This is a genomic window from Salipiger sp. D13, assembly GCF_003703915.1.
GTDB classification, from domain to species: Bacteria; Pseudomonadota; Alphaproteobacteria; order Rhodobacterales; family Rhodobacteraceae; genus Salipiger; species Salipiger profundus.
Genome location: NZ_RAPJ01000040.1, coordinates 1 through 19795, shown reverse-complemented (window position 1 = coordinate 19795; position 19795 = coordinate 1). Strand labels below are relative to the sequence as shown.

The window sequence follows — 19795 nt, the reverse complement described above, 5'->3', positions numbered from 1 at the left end:
AGGAAGAATTTTCGGACGAAAATTCTTTGGATCAGATTGCGGAGCTGTGTCCGGCCTTCGACAGATCGTAGGCATCGAAGCTGCGCGCGATCATCCGGGTCAGCGGTCGTGCCTCCGGTGGGATGAACAGCCCCTCCTCGGTGATCTCGAGCATGTCGTCGAAGGCCTCGTTCGCGCGCCGGAACATCGCCGACAGCGCGTCCGCATCGGCCCCGTAGCGCGCCGTCAGCTCGGCGGAGTCGATCCGGAAATTGCACATCAGCATCTCGATCATCCGGGCGCGCAGCTTGTCCTCGCCCTGAAAGGCATGGCCACGTGAGGTTGCGAAACGTCCCTCGCGCACCGCGGCCGTGTAGGCCGAGGTTGCCGGGGCGTTCTGCGCGTAGCCCTGCGGAAACCTCGAGATCGACGACGCCCCCAGACCGATCAGCACCTCGGAGGTGTCGTCGGTGTAGCCCTGGAAGTTGCGGCGCAGCTTGCCGGTCTTCTGGGCGATTGCCAGCCCGTCGTCGGGCGCCGCGAAGTGGTCGATACCGATCTCGGCGTAGCCGTCCCACACGAAGAGCCTGCGCGCGGTCTCGAAGAGATCGAGCCGCTCCGAGGGCGTCGGCAGCGCGTCCGAGGGGATCATCTGTTGCCGCTTCGCCATCCACGGCACATGCGCATAGCCGTAGAGCGCAACGCGGTCCGGCGCGAAGGACAACAGCTTCTGCACGGTCTCGGTGATCCGGGCGCGGCTCTGGTGCGGCAGACCGTAGAGGATGTCGGCGTTCAGGCTCGCCACCCCCCGCGCGCGGATCATTTCGACCGCCTGCCGGGTCAGCTCGTAACCCTGCGGCCGGCCGATGGTCTCCTGGATCTGCGCGTCGAAATCCTGCACGCCGATCGAGGCGCGGTTCATCCCGCCTTCGGCCAGCACGTCGAGTCGCTCGCCGTCGATCTCGTTCGGATCTATCTCGACCGAGAACTCGTAGTGATCGGCGAAATCCGCGACCTCCTGCACCTTGCCGATCAGGTCGCGCATCATCTCCGGCGACAACAGCGTCGGCGTGCCTCCGCCCCAGTGCAGACGCGACAGCCTGATCCCGCGCGGCAGATGCGCCTTGAGCATTTCAAGCTCGGCCTTGAGCGTCTCGACGTAGGCGGCCACGGGAGACAGGGTCGCGGTGCCCTGCGTCCGGCACGCACAGAACCAGCAGAGCCTGCGACAGAACGGCACGTGCAGATAGAGCGAAACCGTGCCATTTTCCGGCACCGCCTCGATCCACGAGGCGAAATCGCCCGGACTCACCGCATCCGAGAAATGCGGCGCCGTGGGATAACTGGTGTAGCGCGGGACTTTGGCATCGAAAAGTCCAAGGCGCGAGAGTTGTGTTCGCGTGGTCATGCGCTTACACTTAGAGTTGCGCGAGGGGCCGAACCTTGACCCAGATCAAGCCGACCGAATGGCCCGATAACAGGACTGTGACCGCCATGCTGAACGACCGCAGCCTTTCTTTGTCACCCCACTGCGAGGAATGCCCGATCCGTCATAGGGCTGTCTGCGCGCGCTGCGAGAGCGACGAGCTCGAACGGCTGGAAGAGATCAAGTACTACCGCAAGTTCGAGGCCGGCCAGACCGTGATCTGGTCCGGTGACCGAATGGATTTCGTGGGCTCGGTGGTGTCGGGAATCGCCACCCTGACGCAGACCATGGAAGACGGGCGCACCCAGATGGTCGGCCTGCTTCTGCCCAGCGATTTCGTCGGCCGCCCCGGCCGCAGCAGTGCCGCCTACGACGTGGTGGCGACGACCGACCTGGTGATGTGCTGCTTCCGCAAAAGCCCGTTCGAGGAGATGATGCGCGAGACGCCGCACATCGCCCAGCGCCTTCTTGAGATGACCCTCGACGAACTCGACGCGGCGCGCGAGTGGATGCTGGTGCTCGGGCGCAAGACCGCGCGCGAAAAGATCGCATCGCTGCTGTCGATCATCGCGCGCCGCGATGCCTCGATCAACATGCGCGTCACCACCGGCACGCTGGTCTTCGACCTGCCGCTGACGCGCGAGGCGATGGCGGACTATCTCGGTCTCACGCTCGAGACGGTCAGCCGGCAGATCTCGGCGCTGCGCAAGGACGGCGTGATCTCTCTCGAGGGCAAGCGCCACGTCACCGTGCCGGACATGACCCGCCTGCTGGAAGAAGCCGGCGACGATGCCGACGGCGGGGTCTTCGCCTGAGATCCCCTCAGGGCGCCGGCACCCGGACCCCCGGCAGGGAACGATCCCTGCCCGGTCCGCTCCCCTGCCCCTTCAGACCTTGAACAGGGTCTCGAAGCTGCCCCACATCATGCGCTTTCCGTCGAAGGGCATCTCCATTTCCTTCCAGCGCGGGTCTGTCTCCATCGACTGCCAGCAGCGCTCGGCGCTTTCCCTGTCCGGCCAGAGGATCCACGAGAAGACGACCTTTTCCCCGTCCTGCCGCTTCACCGCCATCGGAAAGGACGTCACCTCGCCGTCGGGCACCAGGTCCTCCCAGCATTCACGCATTTCGGTGGCGCCGTAGTCGCGGAACAAAGGCCAGCTCTTGCGGGCGCTTTCGAGATAGGCGGACTTGTTCTCTTCGGGCACGGCGGCCAGAAAGCCGGATACATAGGTCATGATGCATACCTCCTGTTGCATCTCAAGAGGATAGACACGATACTAGGTTGATATCAACATTATTGACGTGATGGACCCAGACCTTCCGATCGAAACCACCCTGAATGTGCGGGACCGTTGCCTTTGCCTGTCGGTGCAGCGGGCAGCGCGGGCGCTTGCGCGCCGGTTCGACGCGGCGCTCAAGCCCTACGGTCTCACCAACGGCCAGTTCTCGATCCTGATGTCCTTGAACCGACCCGAGCCGCCACGAATCTCGGATCTTGCACCTTTCCTCGCCCTAGACCGCACGACGCTGACAGCCGCCCTCAAGGTGCTCGAGCGGCGCGGGCTGGTCGTCACCGCGGCGGACCCCGCCGACAAGCGCACACGGCGGCTGTCGCTTACCGAGGAGGGGCGCGGGCTGCTCAAGCAGGCCCTCCCGGCCTGGCGGGCGGCACATGACGCGCTTGATGCCGACCTCGACGCCGATCCCGCCACGCTGAAGGCGATGATCGACGCGATACGATGAAGGGCGGCGCCCCTGCAGGCGCCGCCCCCTCCATCTGTCCCTCTTCCGGCAGGCTCAGTGCGCCAGCAGCACCGGCACCTCGGCGTTTTCGAGCATGTTCCGGGTGGCACCGCCAAGGATCGCCTCGCGGAAGCGCGAATGGCCGTAGGCCCCCATCACCACGAGATCGGCATCGAGGTCCTGCACGTGGCGGCAGAGCACGTCCGACACCCGCGGCATGGTCTTCGACAGCACGTCGATCTCGGGCTTCACGCCGTGCCGCGCGAGATATTGCGACAGCGCGCCGCCGGGGTCCGAGCGGTTCGGCCCGTGCTGCGGCGGATCGATGACCACCACGTGCACGTTGTCGGCGGACTGAAGCAGCGGCATCGCAGCCCGCACTGAGCGCAACGCCTCGTTGCTCTCGTTCCAGCCGATCACGACCCGTGACGGCTTCGCCACCGGGCTCACCTTGTCCGGGACCACCAGCACCGGGGTCTGTCCCTCGAAGAGCGCCCCCTCGGTCACCGGTTCCAGCTCGACGCCATGGTCCTTGCCATAGGGCTTCGGCAGCACCACGAGATCCGCGAAGCGGGCACGGCTGGCCACGTGGCGTCCGATGTCGGCAAGCTGGGCCACGCCCTCCTCGACCGCCCAGCGGGCGTCGGTCCGGGCGAGCAGGCCGCGCACCTTGACGGCAAGCGCTTCGGCATCCGCCGTGGCGCGGGTGATGGTCTCTTGCAGGACCATCGCGTTGGCACCGGCGTAGTAGTAGCCGGTCTGTGTCCGGTCGACGCCGAAGCACAGCACATCGAGGTGCGCATCCCAGCCCGCCGCAACCGCGGCTGCGTGTTCGACCGTCGACTGGGCCAGCGCGTCATCCGTCACGACCGTCAGTATCGTCTTGTAGCCCATGTCTTTCGTCTCCTCAGATTTCTCCGGCTTACGTGCCCACTCTACGCCTGCGCGAATGGACACACTTTGACCATGCTCAATCGCCGGAAGGGAAAGCCTTGATACAGATCAAGGAGCGACCGGATCGGAATCCGCATTAACCGGACAGTCTAAAACCGCTCGTGCGGCATCCGAATCGTGCGAGTCAGACGAAGGGACGAACAATGCTCAATTACATCAAGCTCCTCGTGCTGGGTGTGGTCGCGGTCTTCGCGCTGATCGCGGCCAACTACGCACGAGACGTGGCTTACATGGTCCATGCCATCATCATCTTCCTGGTGGCGGCAGGGCTTTTCCTGTGGACCCTGCGCCGCACCGACGAACCCGTGCCCGCCCGGGTGCTCGAAACCTCGTACATGGACGGCGTGGTTCGCTACGGCGTCATTGCCACCGCCTTCTGGGGCGTCGTGGGCTTCGCCGCCGGCACCTTCATCGCCGCCCAGCTCGCCTTTCCGGCGCTGAACTTCGACTGGGCGCAGGGCTACATGAACTTCGGTCGCCTGCGGCCGCTGCACACCTCGGCGGTGATCTTCGCCTTCGGTGGCAACGCGCTGATCGCCACCTCGTTCTACGTGGTGCAGCGGACCAGTGCGGCGCGGCTCTGGGGCGGCAACACGGCATGGTTCGTCTTCTGGGGCTACAACCTGTTCATCGTCCTGGCCGCAACCGGCTACGTCCTCGGCGGCACCCAGTCCAAGGAATACGCCGAGCCCGAGTGGTACGTCGACCTGTGGCTCACCATCGTCTGGCTCGCCTACCTCGCCGTCTTCGTCGGCACGATCGTGAAGCGCAAGGAGCCGCACATCTACGTGGCCAACTGGTTCTACCTGAGCTTCATCATCACCGTCGCGATGCTGCACGTGTTCAACAACCTGAGCATTCCCGTCTCGATCTGGGGCTCCAAGTCGGTGCAGGTGTTCTCGGGCGTGCAGGACGCCATGACCCAGTGGTGGTACGGCCACAACGCCGTGGGCTTCTTCCTGACCGCAGGCTTCCTGGGCATGATGTACTACTTCGTGCCGAAGCAGGCCGAGCGTCCGGTGTTCTCCTACAAGCTGTCGATCGTGCACTTCTGGGCGCTGATCTTCATCTACATCTGGGCCGGTCCGCACCACCTGCATTACACCGCCCTGCCCGACTGGGCATCGACTCTCGGCATGGTGTTCTCGATCGTGCTGTGGATGCCCTCCTGGGGCGGCATGATCAACGGCCTGATGACCCTCAGCGGCGCTTGGGACAAGCTGCGCACCGACCCCATCATGCGGATGCTGGTGATCTCCGTGGGCTTCTACGGCATGTCCACCTTCGAAGGCCCGATGATGTCGATCCGCGCGGTCAACTCGCTGTCGCACTACACCGACTGGACCATCGGTCACGTCCACTCCGGCGCGCTTGGCTGGAACGGCATGATCACCTTCGGCGCGCTCTACTTCCTGACCCCGCGCCTGTGGAACCGCGAACGGCTGTACTCGCTGTCGCTCGTCAGCTGGCACTTCTGGCTCGCCACCATCGGCATCGTGCTCTACGCCGCCTCGATGTGGGTGACCGGTATCATGGAAGGCCTGATGTGGCGTGAAGTCGACGCCAACGGCTTCCTGGTCAACAGCTTCGCCGACACCGTGTCCGCCAAGTTCCCGATGTACGTGGTCCGCGCCCTTGGCGGTGGCCTCTACATCACCGGCGCGATCATCATGTGCTACAACCTCTGGATGACCGTGAAACGGAGCCCGGCTGTCGAAGCCGATGCCGCCGCGGCTCATGCCACCCCGGCCGAATAAGGAGGGCCGAGATCATGGGAATTCTCGACAAACACGGGATCCTCGAGAAGAACATCACGCTGCTGGCGATCTTCTCGTTCATCGTGGTGACCATCGGTGGCCTGGTGCAGATCGTGCCGCTCTTCTACCTCGAAAACACCATCGAGGAAGTCGAAGGCATGCGCCCCTACACGCCGCTCGAGCTGGCGGGGCGCGACATCTACATCCGCGAGGGCTGCTACGTCTGCCACAGCCAGATGATCCGCCCCATGCGGGACGAGGTCGAACGCTACGGCCACTACAGCCTTGCGGCTGAATCGCAGTACGACCACCCGTTCCAGTGGGGCTCGAAGCGGACGGGGCCCGACCTCGCCCGCGTCGGCGGACGCTACTCGGACGCGTGGCACGTCGATCACCTGACCGATCCGCAGTCGGTGGTGCCTGAATCGGTGATGCCGAAATACGGGTTCCTCTCGGCCAGCCTGATCGAGGGCGAGCACATCGAGGACCTGATGCGCACCCACCGCTTCGTCGGCGTGCCCTACACCGACGAGATGATCGAGAACGGCATGCAGGACTTCATGGTCCAGGCCGATCCCGACAGCGACTGGGACGGTCTGCTCGAGCGCTACGGCGAGGACGTGACTGTGAGCAACTTCGACGGCGCGCCGGGCATCACCGAGATGGACGCCCTGATCGCCTACCTGCAGATGCTGGGAACGCTGGTCGACTTCTCGACCTTCGAGCCCGACGCGAGCCGCTGAGGAGGGACCGATGGGACACGAAACCTATAACGCCCTTCGGCATTTCGCGGACAGCTGGGGTCTGCTGGCCATGTTCGTCTTCTTCGTCGGCGTGATCGTCTGGGCCCTGCGCCCGGGCAGCCGCAAGAAGCACGCGGATGCCGCCAACGTCCTCTTCCGCAACGAGGACAAACCCGCCACGGCCGCTTCGGACCACCGGGCAAGGCACTGAGGACACGGGACATGAGTGACGACAAGAAAAACGACCACCAAGAATACGAGACCACGGGCCACTCCTGGGACGGAATCGAGGAATACAACAAGCCCCTGCCCAAGTGGTGGCTGATGATCTTCTACGCCTGCATCGTCTGGGGCATCGGCTACTCGATCGCCTACCCGGCGTGGCCGGGCGTGAAGACCGCCACCGCCGGCCTGCTCGGCTGGTCCACCCGCGGCAACGTGGAAGAGGCCATCCAGCAGCACGAGGCCGACCTCGCGCCGATCAACGAGCAGCTCGCCTCGGTGGAGCTGACCGCGATCAACGACGACCCCGAGCTCGGCACCTATGCCAACAACGCCGGCGCCGCGGTCTTCCGCACCTGGTGCGCGCAATGCCACGGCTCGGGCGCCGCGGGGGCCAAGGGCTACCCCAACCTGCTCGACGACAACTGGCTGTGGGGCGGCACGATGGAGGACATCCACTACACGGTGTCGCACGGCATCCGGAACGAGGACGATCCCGACGCCCGCTTCTCGCAGATGCCGGCCTTCGGTCGTGACGGTCTGCTCAGCAACGAGGAGATCGAGCAGGTCGTGAACTACGTGATGAGCCTCTCGGGGCAGACACCGCCGTCGCCGGACATGGCCGAGGCGGGGGCCGAGGTCTTCGACTTCAACTGCTCGGCCTGCCACGGCGCCGACGGTACCGGTGACCGCTTCCAGGGCGCGCCGAACCTGACCGACGCGATCTGGCTCTACGGCGGCGACTACGACACGCTGCACGAGACCGTCTACAACGCCCGTTACGGGGTCATGCCCCCGATGGGCGGCGCCGAGTTGAGCGAAGCCGAGATCCGCGCCGTGGTCACCTACGTCCACGGGCTGGGCGGGGGCGAAGCCTCGGAAGAGTAAGCCCTCGCAAGAGACACCTTCGGGCCGCAAGGCCCGGAGGCCGGCGCCGGTGCCCCATCCTGTTCGCGCGTTTCCAGGGGCACCGGCGTCTTTTTGTCTGTGCCGGCCAAAGCCGGATCACATGAGGGTGCGCCAGCATATGAGCCGCCGCGCACGCCGATCAAGCCCGCACCGCTCCAAACATCACGGAACATGCATCTTTCGCTCGGGGACGCGGCGAAACCCGGCACCGGCGTCAGTCGCGCCGCTCCGACTTCTGCCCGGCAGGCCTGCGGCGGGTGCCGGCGATCCGGGTCTCGGGCACCACGGGACGCTCGCGGCGCGCGGGGGTGTTTTCCATAAGGCTCGCCGTCATGAAAGTTTTCGCGTAGATACCGAGCATGGGTCATCTCCTTCCTGTTCGCTTCTGCCCTTGCAATATCGCTTTCGGGCCCCTTTCCTGCGAGTCAGGAAATCTGACGACATGTAAGCTCACCTGACATGGATTGGTCCGCACTCCCTCCCCTCTCGGCGCTGCGCGCCTTTGCCGCCTATGCCGATCGCGGCTCGGTGGCCGAGGCCGGGCAGGCGCTCAACGTGAGCCACGCGGCGATCAGCCAGCAGATCCGCAACCTCGAGACATGGCTGGGCGTGAGCCTGCTCGACCGGAGCGGCCGCCGGATGCGCCTCACACCCGAGGGCGAGCGGCTGGCGGCGTCGCTGGCCGAGGGTTTCGGCACGATCCTCCACATGACCGACGAGCTGACCGGGCGCGATGCCGACCGTCCGCTCGAAATCTCGGCCACGCCGGGCTTCGCCGCGACATGGCTCATGCCACGGCTTCCGAGCTTTCGCGCACGCCACCCCGACGTGAGCCTGACGCTCGATCCCTCGGCGGCGGTGCGACAGCTCGAACCCGGCGGGCTCGACGTGGCGATCCGCTACGGCAACGGCGACTGGACGGGGGTCGAGAGCGCCCTGCTCGTGGAGTCGCCGATCGTCGTGGTCGCCGCGACCACGCTTGTCGGAGAGCACGAGATCCGCTCGCCCGCCGACCTGCGGCCTTTCCCGTGGCTGCAGGAACTCGGGACCAACGAGGCGACCGAGTGGTTCGCCGAACATGGTGTCAGCCAGGACCGCAAGCACGGACTGACCGCGATGCCGGGCAACCTGATGATCGAGGCCGCGCGGCAGGGTCAGGGCGTGGCGATCACCGCGAGGCTCTTCGTCGAACCCGACATCGCAGCCGGCCGGGTGCGGCTGCTGTTCGAGGACCGCCGCAAGAAAGGCTACTACCTCGTGACCCGGCCCGGCGTGATGCGTCCGCCCCTGCGACACTTCGTTTCATGGCTTCGGCGGGAGGCGGCAAAAGCTTCATCGGGGATGTAATTATTGATGCAGGTCAAGGTTCCGACCCGGCCGCGGCGCGAAAAGGAGCCCAAACAGGCAAACCGAGACCGGAGCGATTCCCCGTGGCCGATACCCAACCTTCCGCCCCTTCCCTCTATGAAGCGCGCGAGCCGATCTTTCCGCGCCGCGTGAGCGGGAAATTCCGCAATCTCAAGTGGGTGCTGATGGCGGTCATGCTGGGCATCTACTACATCACGCCGTGGCTGCGCTGGGATCGCGGGCCGGCCCTGCCCGACCAGGCGGTGCTGCTCGACCTTGCCGACCGCCGGTTCTTCTTCTTCTGGATCGAGATCTGGCCGCACGAGTTCTACTTCGTCGCTGGCCTGCTCGTGATGGCGGGGCTCGGGCTGTTCCTCTTCACCTCGGCGCTCGGACGGGTCTGGTGCGGTTATGCCTGCCCGCAGACCGTCTGGACCGATCTCTTCATCCTCGTCGAGCGCTGGATCGAGGGCGACCGCAACGCCCGCCTCCGCCTGCACCGCCAGAAGAAGCTCGACGCCCGCAAGATCCGCCTGCGGATCACCAAGTGGGTGGCGTGGTTCCTGATCGCGCTGTTCACCGGCGGCGCCTGGGTGTTCTACTTCACCGACGCCCCGACCCTGCTGGTCAACCTCGTGACCGGGCAGGCGCACCCGGTGGCCTATACCACCATCCTCGTGCTGACCGGCACGACCTTTGCCTTCGGCGGCTTCGCACGCGAACAGATCTGCATCTACGCCTGCCCGTGGCCGCGGATCCAGGCGGCAATGATGGACGAGGACACGCTGACGGTCGGCTACCGCGAATGGCGCGGCGAGCCGCGTGGCAAGCACCGCAAGGGCCCCGGTGCCGAGAACCTCGGCGACTGCATCGACTGCCGCGCCTGCGTCAACGTCTGCCCCACCGGCATCGACATCCGTGACGGCCAGCAGATGGCCTGCATCACCTGCGCGCTCTGCATCGACGCCTGTGACGATGTCATGGACAAGATCGGCAAGCCGCGCGGGCTGATCGACTACCTCGCACTGTCCGACGAGACCCGCGAACGCGAGGGCCACGCGCCCCGTCCGGTCTGGAAGCACGTCTTCCGCCCGCGCGTGATCCTCTACACGGCGCTGTGGTCGCTGGTGGGCGTCGGCCTGCTCGTCGCCCTGTTCCTGCGCCCCGAGGTCGAGATGACCGTGGCGCCGGTGCGTAACCCCACCTTCGTGGTGCTCTCCGACGGTTCGATCCGCAACACCTACGACGTGCGGCTGCGCAACAAGCACGGCGAGGACCGGCCCTACGCGCTGTCGATCACCGACAACCCGGCACTGCTGATCTCGCTCGAAGGCGAAGACGACCTTGTCGTCGACGTGCCGGCCAACGAAACGTATCTTCAACGCGTCTACGTGACCGCCCCCGGCGGCACCCCCGAGGCGCAGGCCGAGCGCACCGACTTCACGCTGCGGCTCGAGGACACCACGACCGGCGACAGCGCCGAAAAGGAAACGGTCTTCAACGGACGGGACAACTGATGACACGCGAATTCAAGCTCACCGGCTGGCACGTCCTGGCCATCTTCGTCGGCGCCTTCGGCGTCATCATCGGGGTGAACGTCGCGCTGGCGTGGAACGCCGTCGCCACCTTCCCCGGGCTCGAGGTCGACAACTCATACATCGCAAGCCAGACCTTCGACGACCGCCGCGAGGCGCAGGAGGCGCTTGGCTGGACGGTGGAGGCCAGCCACGACGGCGAGCGCCTCGTGCTCGCGATCACCGACGCCAAGGGCTACCCTGTCCAGCCGAAGATGCTGACCGCCAAGGTCGGGCGCACCACCACCGTGCGCGACGACCGCACACCGGATTTCCGGTTCGACGGGCGCGCCTATCTTGCCGCCGACGATCTCGCCCCCGGTTACTGGAACATCTGGCTCGAGGCCGAGGCCTTCGACGGCACGACGTTCCAGCAGCGCCTGGAACTCTACGTCAAGGGATGACCCGATGACCGCCGCCCTGCGTCCGCCGGCCTCGGCCTGCCCCGCCTGCTCCGCCGCCCCCGCCGCCGAGGCACTGGCCGCGGCGCAGGAGCCCACCGACAGCACCGTCGTGCTCTCGCTGCCCACCATCCACTGCGCGAACTGCATCCGCGCGGTGGAAGAGGCGCTGGCCGGCACGCCCGGCGTGCAGTCCGCGCGGGTGAACCTGACCATGAAGCGGGTGAGCATCGAGGCCGACGCCGGCCTCACGGCGGCGGATCTGATCCCGGTGGTCACCGGCGCGGGCTACGAGGCGCATGAGCTCGACACCGGCGCGCTGTCGGCCACGCAGACCGACAAGGCGGGCCGCGACCTGCTGATGCGGCTCGCCGTGGCGGGCTTCGCCATGATGAACGTCATGCTGCTGTCGATCTCGGTCTGGTCCGGCGCCGAGGGGCCGACCCGCGACATGTTCCACTGGATCTCGGCGGCGATCACCCTGCCGACCATCGCCTTCTCGGGGCAGATCTTCTTCCGCAACGCCTGGTCGGCGCTCAAGGCCGGGCGGCTCAACATGGACGTGCCGATCTCGCTCGCGATCCTGCTCGCGGTCGTGACCTCGCTGTGGGAAACCGCGCTGTCGGGCGAACACGCCTATTTCGATGCCGCCATCGCGCTGACCTTCTTCCTGCTGACCGGGCGCTACCTCGACCATCGCACCCGTTCCATCGCGCGCTCGGCCGCCGAGGAACTGGCCGCGCTCGAGGTGCCGCGCGCCTGGCGCCTGACCGCCGAGGGCGAAGAGCAGGTCTCGGTCGCGGAACTTGCCGTCGGCGACCTGCTCCGTGTTCGCCCCGGCGGCCGGATGCCGGTCGATGGCGAGATCACCGAAGGACACTCCGAACTCGACCGCTCGCTGCTGACCGGCGAGACGCTGCCCGTCTACGCCGCCCCCGGCACCCGCGTGAGCGCCGGCGAGGTCAACCTGACCGGGCCGCTCGTGGTCCGCGCCACCGCCGTCGGCCGTGAGACCTCGCTGCATCGCATGGCCGATCTCGTGGCCGTGGCGGAATCGGGCCGCGCCAACTACACACCGCTCGCCGACAAGGCCGCGAAGCTCTACGCGCCCGGCGTCCACATCCTGTCGGCGCTCGCCTTCATCGGCTGGTTTCTCTACACCGCCGACTTCCGCGTCGCGCTGAACATCGCGGCGGCCGTGCTCATCATCACCTGCCCCTGCGCGCTCGGCCTCGCGGTGCCGGCGGTGACCACCGCCGCCTCGGGGCGGCTGTTCCGGAAGGGCCTGCTGATCAAGGACGCGACCGCGCTCGAACGGCTCGCCGAGGTCGACACCGTGGTCTTCGACAAGACCGGCACGCTCACCTCGGGCACGCCGCAGGTCACCAACATCGACGATTTCACCCGTGCCGACCTGCAGATCGCGCTGGCGCTTGCCGAGGGCTCGGCGCACCCGCTCTCGGTGGCGCTGACCGCCGCGCTGCGCGAGGCCGGCCTCGCGCGCGCCGAGGTCGAGGACATCACCGAGGTGCCCGGCCATGGCACGCAAGGCAGGTGGCGCGACCGCACCGTGCGGCTGGGCCGTGCCGCCTGGACCGGCGGCGGCCAGTCCGAGCTGACGTCGGCCTGGCTGCAGGTCGGCGACGGCCCGGCGCAGGCGTTCACCTTCACCGACAGCCTGCGCGACGGCGCTGAAGAGGCCGTGCGCGGTCTCGTCGAAGCCGGCAAGCGGGTGATCCTGATGTCGGGCGACACCACGGCGGCGGTCGAGGCGCTGGCGCGGCGGCTGGCCATTCCGCAATGGATCGCCGAGGCGCTGCCGCAGGACAAGGCGACACGGATCAGGGCCCTGTCCGACGATGGTGCAAAGGTGCTGATGGTCGGCGACGGGCTCAACGATACCGCCGCGCTGGCGGCAGCGCATGTGTCGATCTCGCCCGCCTCGGCGCTCGACGCGGCGCGGGTCGCGTCGGACATCGTGCTTCTGGGCAACGCGCTCGCACCGCTGCCGGAGGCCATCGCCACCGCGCGCCGCGCAACGAAGCGCATCCGCGAGAACTTCGGTATCGCGACGTGGTACAACGTCATCGCCGTGCCGCTCGCCATCGCGGGATTGTGCTCGCCGCTGATCGCCGCATTGGCCATGTCGGCCTCGTCGATTACCGTTTCGCTGAACGCGCTGAGACTGAGGTGATCCGATGAATATCCTGCTCTACCTGATCCCGATCTCGCTGTTTCTCGGCGGTATGGGACTGGTGTTCTTCATCCTGACGGTGAAGACGAAGCAATACGACGATCCCGAGGGCAACGCGCAGCGCATTCTCTCGGGGCAGTACGACGACGCGCCGAAGCAGGACTGAGGCGCGGCTGGCCGCGAGGGTGTGAGGGGGCTCTGCCCCCCGCCTTCGGCTCCCCCCGAGGGTATTTGGAAAGAGAAGAAGGGCGGAGGGTGTCCGGTTGCGGACGCCTCAGGCGCGGAGGATCATGTCGGCGGCCTTTTCGGCGATCATGATCGTGGGCGAGTTGGTGTTGCCGCTGACGATCCGCGGCATCACGCTTGCATCCACCACCCGCAGGCCGCCGATGCCGCGCATCCGGAGTTCCGCGTCGAGCGGCGCCGCGTCGTCGGCGCCCATGCGGACCGTGCCGACCGGGTGGAAGATCGTCGTGCCGACGTCACCGGCCGCCTGCGCGAGCTCCTCGTCGCTCTGATACGCCGGGCCCGGCTTGATCTCTTCGGGCGCGTATTTCGCCATCGCCTGCTGCGCCATGACCCGGCGCGAAAGCTTGATGCTGTCCACCGCCACGCGCCGGTCGCCTTCCGTCGAGAGGTAGTTCGGCGCGATCACCGGGGCCTCTTTCGGGTCGTTCGAGGCAAGGCGCACGGTGCCGCGGCTTTCCGGGCGCAGGTTGCAGACACTCGCGGTGATGGCCGGATACTTGTGCAGCGGCGAGCCGAAGGCGTCGAGCGACAGCGGTTGCACGTGGAATTCCACGTCCGCGGTCTCGAGCCCCTCGCGCGACTTGGCGAAGGCGCCGAGCTGCGAGGGCGCCATCGACATCGGGCCCGAGCGCCGCGCCACGTATTCCAGCCCGATCGCCATCTTCCCCAGCAGCGAGTTGGCGAGCTGGTTCAGCGTTTTCGCGCCGGTGAGCCGCCACGAGCAGCGCAGTTGCAGGTGGTCCTGCAGGTTGCCGCCGACACCGGGCGCGTCATGCGCCACCTCGATGCCCTGCTCGCGCAGGATCTCTGCCGGGCCGATGCCCGACAGCTGGAGCAGATGCGGCGAGTTCACCGCGCCCGCCGACAGGATGACATCGCCGCCCGAGCGGGCCTCGCGGGTCTGCCCGCCCTGCTCGTAGCGCACGCCGACAACCTTGCGGCCCTCGAAGATCAGGCCCAGCACATGCGCGTGGGTCTCGACGCGCAGGTTCTCGCTGTCGGTGGTGCGCAGGAAGGCCTTTGCGGTGTTCATCCGCCAGCCGTTGCGCTGGTTGACCCGGAAGTAGCTGACGCCCTCGTTGTCGCCGGTGTTGAAGTCATCGACCTTGGGGATGCCGGCCTCGGCGGCGGCATCGCGCCAGTCGTCGAGCACCGGCCAGTGCAGGCGCTGGTTCTCGACCCGCCACTCGCCGCCCGCGCCATGGTGTTCGCTTTCGCCCTCGACGAAATCCTCGGACTTCCGGAAATACGGCAGCACGTCGTCCCAGCCCCAGCCGGCGAGGCCCATCTGCCTCCAGCCGTCGTAATCCGCCGCCTGCCCGCGCAGGTAGAGCATGCCGTTGATCGAGGAGCATCCGCCCAGCACCTTGCCGCGCGGGTAGATCAGCGAGCGGCCGTTGAGCCCCGCGTCGGGCGCGGTGCGGTAGCACCAGTCGGTCCGCGGGTTGTCGATGCAGTAGAGATACCCCATGGGCACATGGATCCAGTGGTAGGTGTCGCGCCCGCCGGCCTCGAGCAGCAGCACGCGGCGGCCTCCCTCGGCCAGCCGCTTGGCCAGCACGCAGCCCGCGCTGCCCGCACCGATGATGACGTGATCCCAGGACATGACTCCCCCCTCCGGCAACCCGATTTCAAATGTCTGACATTTGATATGTCAGACATTTGAAACCGGCGCAAGCGGACCCTTTACGCCGCGACAGCACGGCGCAGAACGGGTGTGCCGGGGCAGTTCAGACCGGCAGCGCGGTGGTCTTGAAGACGGTGCGCAGGGCAAAGCTCGACTGCATCTGCGCCACCCCCGGCAACCGGGTGAGATACTGGCGGTGGATGCGCGCGAAATCCTCGGTATCCTCGGCGACGACCTTGAGGATGTAGTCGGCGTTGCCCGCCATGAGGTGGCATTCGAGCACGTCCGGCACCAGCGCCACGGCCTTTTCGAAGGCCTCGAGCACCTCGTCGGCCTGCGCGCTCAGGGTGATCTCGACGAAGACGGTGGTGGGCATGTTCATCCGGCGCGCATCGAGCAGCGCGACGTAGCCACGGATGAACCCCTCGGCCTCGAGCCGCTGCACCCGCCGGTGACAGGCCGAGGGCGACAGGTTTACCTGTTCCGACAACTCGGCGTTAGACATCCGCCCCTGCTTCTGCAGGACGCGCAGGATGCGGCGGTCGATCTCGTCCGGTTCCATGGTGGATTCTTTCGTCGAAGCGGGCATTTGTCGAAGGTCCTGCGCATGAGATGCCGCGCAACGCACCAAATCCGCGCGGAAATTGCAAGCGGCGCATGCGACGATTACCGTGAAAACAGACGGGAGGATAGGCTCATGCAAATCGGTTGCCCCACGGAAGTCAAAGCGCAGGAATTCCGGGTCGGTCTCACGCCCAACGCTGCGCGCGAAGCCGTGGCACAGGGTCACGACGTGCTGATCCAGAGCGGCGCCGGGCTTGGCGCCGGCTTCGAGGATGCGGACTACACCGCCGCCGGCGCCCGGATCGTGCCGGGTGCGGAAGAGGTCTTTGCCGAGGCGGAGATGATCGTCAAGGTGAAGGAGCCGCAGCCGGCGGAGCGCGCGATGCTGCGCGAGGGCCAGCTGCTCTTCACCTACCTGCACCTCGCCCCCGATCCCGGCCAGACCGAGGACCTGCTGCGTTCGGGCGCGACCTGCATCGCCTACGAGACGGTCACCGACGCGCGCGGCGGCCTTCCGCTGCTGGCGCCGATGTCCGAGGTCGCAGGCAGGCTCGCACCGCAGATGGGCGCCTGGGCGCTGCAGAAGGCCAACGGCGGTCGCGGCGTGCTGATGGGCGGCGTGCCCGGCGTCGGGCCGGCCAACGTGGTCGTGGTCGGCGGCGGCAACGTCGGCACCCACGCGGCCCGCATCGCGGCCGGAATGGGCGCCGAGGTCACTGTGCTCGACCGTTCCCTGCCGCGCCTGCGCTACCTCGACGACGTCTTCGGCACGACCTTCCGCAACCGCTACAGCACCGAGGGTGCGCTGGCCGAACTGCTGGCCGAGGCTGACATGGTGATCGGCGCGGTGCTGATCCCCGGTGCCGCCGCGCCCAAGCTCGTCAGCCGCGCGATGCTCGCCGACATGAAGCCCGGCGCCGTGCTCGTGGACGTGGCCATCGACCAGGGCGGCTGCTTCGAGACCTCGCACGCGACCACCCATGACGACCCCGTCTACGAGGTCGACGGCATCCAGCACTACTGCGTCGCAAACATGCCCGGCGCCGTGCCGCGCACCTCGACCATCGCGCTCGGCAACGCCACGCTGCCGTTCATCCTCGCACTGGCCGACAAGGGCTGGCGGACGGCCTGCGCGGAGGATCCGCACCTGCGGGCCGGGCTCAACGTGCACGCCGGACGGCTGACCAACCTCGCGGTGGGCGAGGCGCTCGGACGCGACGCGATCACCCCCGAAGAGGCGCTGAAAAACGGCTGAACCGGCTGGCGGTGGCGGGCCCGCCCGCCGCCGCATCGCTCAGAGAACGACGATGCCGCTGTGCTTGGCCTTGTGCTCTGGCTCGACGTGGATCGTCACGCGGCTGCCCTCGAAGGCATGATGCAACGCCCCCTCGATCCGGTCGCAGATGTCATGCGCCGAATCCACGCTCATGTCGCCCGGAACCACCAGGTGGAACTCGACGAAGAGCACCCGCCCCGCGCGCCGCGACCGCAGGTCGTGCGCCTCGACCGCGCCCTCGGCGTTGTCCGAGATCAGCACCCGCATCTGTTCGACCTCGTCGTCGGGAGCGGCCTCGTCCATGAGCCCGCCGACCGAGCCGCGCATCACCTGCCAGCCCGACCAGAGGATGTTGACCGCCACCAGCGCGGCGAGCGCCGGGTCGAGCCAGTACCATCCGGTGAGCACCGCCAGCACCACGCCCACGGTCACCCCGATCGAGGACACCACGTCCGTGAGCAGGTGCTTGCCATCGGCCAAAAGCGCCGGCGAGCGCAGCGCCCGCCCCTCGCGCAGCAGCACCCAGCACCAGATGCCGTTGAGCACCCCCGCCCCAAGGTTGATCGCGAGCCCCGTCCAAGGTGCCTCGATCACACGCGGATCGCGAAAGGCCCCCCAGGCCTCGTGCAGGATGAGAACGGCCGCGATGACGATCAGGGCGCCCTCGAGCACCGCACTGAAATACTCCGCCTTGTGGTGGCCGAAGGGATGGTCGGCGTCGGGCGGCTGCTGCGCGATCCGCAGCGCGATCAGCGCCGCCAGCGCCGTGGCCACGTTGACGATGCTTTCCAGCGCGTCCGACAGCAGCGCGACGGAGCCCGTCAACCACCAGGCCAACGCCTTGATCGCGAGCACCGCGAGGCCCACCAGCACGCTGCCGTAGGCGATTTTCATGGCTTTGCTCATGGCATCCCCTGCGCACCCTCTGCGCGTCTGCGGGCCTGATAGCGAAGCCTCCCCCGCCGCGCAACCGAGCCGGCATCGCCGGAGGCGCAAGCCCGCCTCCCGCTCCGGCGAAAGCCCGGCACGGGCGGCGGGGCGTCACTTCCTGAGGGCGTCGCGGATCTCGATGAGGATGTCGAGCTGCGAGGGCCCGGTCTTCACCTCGGGGGCAACCTCGTCGGGCTTCTCTGCCGCCGCCTTCACCCGGTTCACCATCTTCACCAGAACGAAGACCACGAAGGCGATGATGAAGAAGTTGATCACCGCCATCAGGAAGCGCCCCACCGCGAAGACCGGCGCCCCCGCCTCCTTCGCCGCGTCGATCGAGACGTAGTCGCCGCCGTCGAGCGCGTAGAACCATCCCGAGAAGTCGATGCCACCGGTAAACAGCGCGATGATCGGGTTGAGGATGTCGCCCACCAGCGACTGCACGATCCCGGTAAAGGCCGCACCCACGATGATGCCCACGGCCATGTCCATGACATTGCCCTTGGCGATGAAGTCCCGGAATTCGTTGATCACGTCTGCGTTCCCTCTCCCGCTGCGCCCGACCGCGGCGATTGACCGGATCGGCGAACGCCACAGCTTGCTCTCATGTGTTCCACAAGCCGGGCGCCGATGGAACGGGCAAGATGGCCGATCGCGGGCCCGACACCACCATATCCGGAGAAAGAAACGTGACCGACCTGTCGCAATTCCCGATCACTGCCCGCTGGCCTGCGGCCCATCCCGACCGCATCCAGCTTTATTCCTATCCCACGCCGAACGGCGTGAAGGCGGCCATCGCGCTCGAGGAGATGGCCCTGCCCTACGAGGCCCACACCGTGCCGCTCGGCGACGAATACGTGAAAAGCGCGGCCTTCACCTCGCTCAACCCCAACGGCAAGATCCCCGCGATCATCGACCCCGACGGCCCCGACGGCACGCCCTTCGGCCTTTTCGAAAGCGGCGCGATCCTGCTCTACCTCGCCGAGAAGTCCGGCCGCTTCCTAGGCGAGACCGCGCGCGAGCGCCACGAGATCCAGCAATGGCTGATGTTCCAGATGGGCGGGACGGGCCCGATGTTCGGCCAGCTCGGGTTCTTCTACAAGCTGGGCGGCGCCGAGATCGAGGACCCGCGCCCCCGCAACCGCTACATCAACGAGGCCAGGCGCCTGCTCGGCGTGGTCGAGACCGCGCTCGACGGTCGCGACTGGATCGCCGGCAGCTACTCCGTCGCCGACATGGCGTTGGCGCCCTGGCTGCGCGCCCTCGACTTCTACGGCGCCCGCGAGGTCACGGGATGGCACGACCACCCCAACTGCGTCGCCTACCTCGAGCGCTTCCTCGAGCGCCCCGCGGTGCGGACCGGCCTCGAGATCCCGCCGACCGCCTGACCCCAAGCCGCGCACCGAGGTACCACGCCCCGGCTTCTTCTCTTTCCAAATACCCTCGGGGGTGAATTGGCGCGGCACGCGCCAAGAGGGGGCAGCGCCCCCTCCCGCGCCGCCGCGCGACCCGCGCGGCGGAAAAGGACCGGGCCCGAGGCCCGGCCATCGCTCACCCGAGATCTTCGGGCAGCAGCGCGTCGGGCATGTTCTGGTAGCAGACCGGGCGCAGGAAGCGGCGGATGGCCAGCGTGCCGACGGATGTCGCGCCGAAGTTGGTCGAGGCCGGGAACGGGCCGCCGTGGACCATGGAGTCGCAGACCTCGACGCCGGTGGGGAAGCCGTTGACGAGGATCCGGCCGGCCTTGCGCTCGAGCACCGGCATCAGCCGCTGCGCCTGCGCCGTGTCGCCCTCGTCCATGTGCAGCGTCACCGTCAGCTGGCCCTCGAAGCCGCGCGCCAGGCGCTCCATGTCGTCGGCGCCCGCGACCCGCACCACGAGCCCCAGCGGTCCGAAGACC

The 19795-nt window shown here is 67.4% G+C and carries 21 protein-coding genes and 1 pseudogene; 13 read left to right on the top strand and 9 right to left on the bottom strand.

Annotation, left to right across the window (positions count from 1 at the left end; translation table 11 throughout):
- Positions 1 to 31: 31 nt before the first annotated feature.
- Entirely contained in the window at positions 32 to 1387 is a 1356-nt protein-coding gene (gene hemN, locus D6860_RS22850) for an oxygen-independent coproporphyrinogen III oxidase (RefSeq protein ID WP_017466928.1), read from the bottom strand.
- A gap of 86 nt (positions 1388 to 1473) precedes the next feature.
- Between hemN and fnrL the strand changes: the two genes are divergently transcribed.
- Positions 1474 to 2220, top strand: a complete 747-nt coding sequence (fnrL, locus tag D6860_RS22845; protein WP_076623542.1) for a transcriptional regulator FnrL — start codon at positions 1474 to 1476, stop codon at positions 2218 to 2220.
- 72 nt (positions 2221 to 2292) lie between these two features.
- Here fnrL and D6860_RS22840 read toward each other — a convergent pair whose 3' ends face one another.
- Positions 2293 to 2640, bottom strand: a complete 348-nt coding sequence (locus D6860_RS22840; RefSeq protein WP_076623541.1) for a DUF1428 domain-containing protein — start codon at positions 2638 to 2640, stop codon at positions 2293 to 2295.
- Positions 2641 to 2710: 70 nt separating this feature from the next.
- Here D6860_RS22840 and D6860_RS22835 point away from each other — a divergent pair, with 70 nt between their 5' ends.
- The gene (locus D6860_RS22835) at positions 2711 to 3148 is read left to right on the top strand and encodes a MarR family transcriptional regulator (protein ID WP_017469103.1); all 438 of its coding nucleotides are present in this window, start codon (positions 2711 to 2713) and stop codon (positions 3146 to 3148) included.
- 54 nt (positions 3149 to 3202) lie between these two features.
- Here the strand turns inward: D6860_RS22835 and D6860_RS22830 are convergent, their stop codons facing one another.
- Positions 3203 to 4042: a universal stress protein gene (locus tag D6860_RS22830; protein WP_076623540.1), complete on the bottom strand. Its 840-nt coding sequence runs from the start codon at positions 4040 to 4042 to the stop codon at positions 3203 to 3205.
- Positions 4043 to 4245: 203 nt separating this feature from the next.
- Here D6860_RS22830 and ccoN point away from each other — a divergent pair, with 203 nt between their 5' ends.
- The 4 genes from ccoN to ccoP are packed head-to-tail and all read left to right on the top strand — an operon-like array spanning position 4246 to position 7712.
- On the top strand, positions 4246 to 5859 hold the full coding sequence (gene ccoN, locus D6860_RS22825) for a cytochrome-c oxidase, cbb3-type subunit I (RefSeq protein ID WP_076623539.1): 1614 nt from the start codon (positions 4246 to 4248) through the stop codon (positions 5857 to 5859).
- A 14-nt stretch (positions 5860 to 5873) separates the two neighbouring features.
- Positions 5874 to 6602, top strand: a complete 729-nt coding sequence (gene ccoO / locus D6860_RS22820; protein WP_076623538.1) for a cytochrome-c oxidase, cbb3-type subunit II — start codon at positions 5874 to 5876, stop codon at positions 6600 to 6602.
- A 10-nt stretch (positions 6603 to 6612) separates the two neighbouring features.
- Positions 6613 to 6813: a cbb3-type cytochrome c oxidase subunit 3 gene (locus D6860_RS22815; RefSeq protein ID WP_076623537.1), complete on the top strand. Its 201-nt coding sequence runs from the start codon at positions 6613 to 6615 to the stop codon at positions 6811 to 6813.
- Between the two features lie 11 nt (positions 6814 to 6824).
- Positions 6825 to 7712, top strand: a complete 888-nt coding sequence (gene ccoP, locus D6860_RS22810; protein ID WP_017469788.1) for a cytochrome-c oxidase, cbb3-type subunit III — start codon at positions 6825 to 6827, stop codon at positions 7710 to 7712.
- Positions 7713 to 7947: 235 nt separating this feature from the next.
- On the opposite strand, the gene D6860_RS25395 is transcribed toward ccoP, so the two are convergent.
- Positions 7948 to 8094: a hypothetical protein gene (locus tag D6860_RS25395; RefSeq protein WP_157895872.1), complete on the bottom strand. Its 147-nt coding sequence runs from the start codon at positions 8092 to 8094 to the stop codon at positions 7948 to 7950.
- A gap of 98 nt (positions 8095 to 8192) precedes the next feature.
- Between D6860_RS25395 and D6860_RS22805 the strand changes: the two genes are divergently transcribed.
- The 5 genes from D6860_RS22805 to ccoS all read left to right on the top strand — a co-directional run bounded on the left by D6860_RS22805 (position 8193) and on the right by ccoS (position 13415).
- Positions 8193 to 9080 carry a LysR substrate-binding domain-containing protein gene (locus D6860_RS22805; RefSeq protein WP_076623536.1) on the top strand — a complete coding sequence of 296 codons (888 nt, stop codon included), beginning with the start codon at positions 8193 to 8195 and terminating at the stop codon, positions 9078 to 9080.
- Positions 9081 to 9163: 83 nt separating this feature from the next.
- The gene (gene ccoG, locus D6860_RS22800; RefSeq protein WP_076623535.1) at positions 9164 to 10597 is read left to right on the top strand and encodes a cytochrome c oxidase accessory protein CcoG; all 1434 of its coding nucleotides are present in this window, start codon (positions 9164 to 9166) and stop codon (positions 10595 to 10597) included.
- Positions 10597 to 11058 carry a FixH family protein gene (locus tag D6860_RS22795; RefSeq protein ID WP_076623534.1) on the top strand — a complete coding sequence of 154 codons (462 nt, stop codon included), beginning with the start codon at positions 10597 to 10599 and terminating at the stop codon, positions 11056 to 11058. Before ccoG ends, D6860_RS22795 begins: the two co-directional genes overlap by 1 nt.
- Before the next feature lie 4 nt (positions 11059 to 11062).
- On the top strand, positions 11063 to 13249 hold the full coding sequence (locus D6860_RS22790; protein WP_076623533.1) for a heavy metal translocating P-type ATPase: 2187 nt from the start codon (positions 11063 to 11065) through the stop codon (positions 13247 to 13249).
- A gap of 4 nt (positions 13250 to 13253) precedes the next feature.
- Entirely contained in the window at positions 13254 to 13415 is a 162-nt protein-coding gene (gene ccoS / locus D6860_RS22785) for a cbb3-type cytochrome oxidase assembly protein CcoS (RefSeq protein WP_017469336.1), read from the top strand.
- 108 nt (positions 13416 to 13523) lie between these two features.
- Here ccoS and D6860_RS22780 read toward each other — a convergent pair whose 3' ends face one another.
- Complete coding sequence (locus D6860_RS22780) at positions 13524 to 15104, bottom strand: GMC family oxidoreductase (protein WP_076623532.1); 1581 nt, start codon at positions 15102 to 15104, stop codon at positions 13524 to 13526.
- A gap of 124 nt (positions 15105 to 15228) precedes the next feature.
- Complete coding sequence (locus D6860_RS22775) at positions 15229 to 15687, bottom strand: Lrp/AsnC family transcriptional regulator (RefSeq protein WP_076623531.1); 459 nt, start codon at positions 15685 to 15687, stop codon at positions 15229 to 15231.
- A 135-nt stretch (positions 15688 to 15822) separates the two neighbouring features.
- On the opposite strand from D6860_RS22775, the gene ald reads away from it, so the two are divergent.
- On the top strand, positions 15823 to 16944 hold the full coding sequence (gene ald, locus D6860_RS22770; protein WP_076623530.1) for an alanine dehydrogenase: 1122 nt from the start codon (positions 15823 to 15825) through the stop codon (positions 16942 to 16944).
- Between the two features lie 39 nt (positions 16945 to 16983).
- Here ald and D6860_RS22765 read toward each other — a convergent pair whose 3' ends face one another.
- Together D6860_RS22765 and mscL are read right to left on the bottom strand one after the other, a co-directional pair.
- Positions 16984 to 17871 carry a cation diffusion facilitator family transporter gene (locus D6860_RS22765; protein ID WP_076623529.1) on the bottom strand — a complete coding sequence of 296 codons (888 nt, stop codon included), beginning with the start codon at positions 17869 to 17871 and terminating at the stop codon, positions 16984 to 16986.
- Between the two features lie 135 nt (positions 17872 to 18006).
- Positions 18007 to 18429 carry a large conductance mechanosensitive channel protein MscL gene (gene mscL / locus D6860_RS22760; protein WP_076623528.1) on the bottom strand — a complete coding sequence of 141 codons (423 nt, stop codon included), beginning with the start codon at positions 18427 to 18429 and terminating at the stop codon, positions 18007 to 18009.
- Between the two features lie 110 nt (positions 18430 to 18539).
- Between mscL and D6860_RS22755 the strand changes: the two genes are divergently transcribed.
- Positions 18540 to 19283 carry a glutathione S-transferase family protein gene (locus D6860_RS22755; protein WP_371683210.1) on the top strand — a complete coding sequence of 248 codons (744 nt, stop codon included), beginning with the start codon at positions 18540 to 18542 and terminating at the stop codon, positions 19281 to 19283.
- Between the two features lie 163 nt (positions 19284 to 19446).
- Here the strand turns inward: D6860_RS22755 and D6860_RS22750 are convergent.
- Positions 19447 to 19795: pseudogene (locus D6860_RS22750) on the bottom strand (aldehyde dehydrogenase (NADP(+))); the annotation flags it as partial.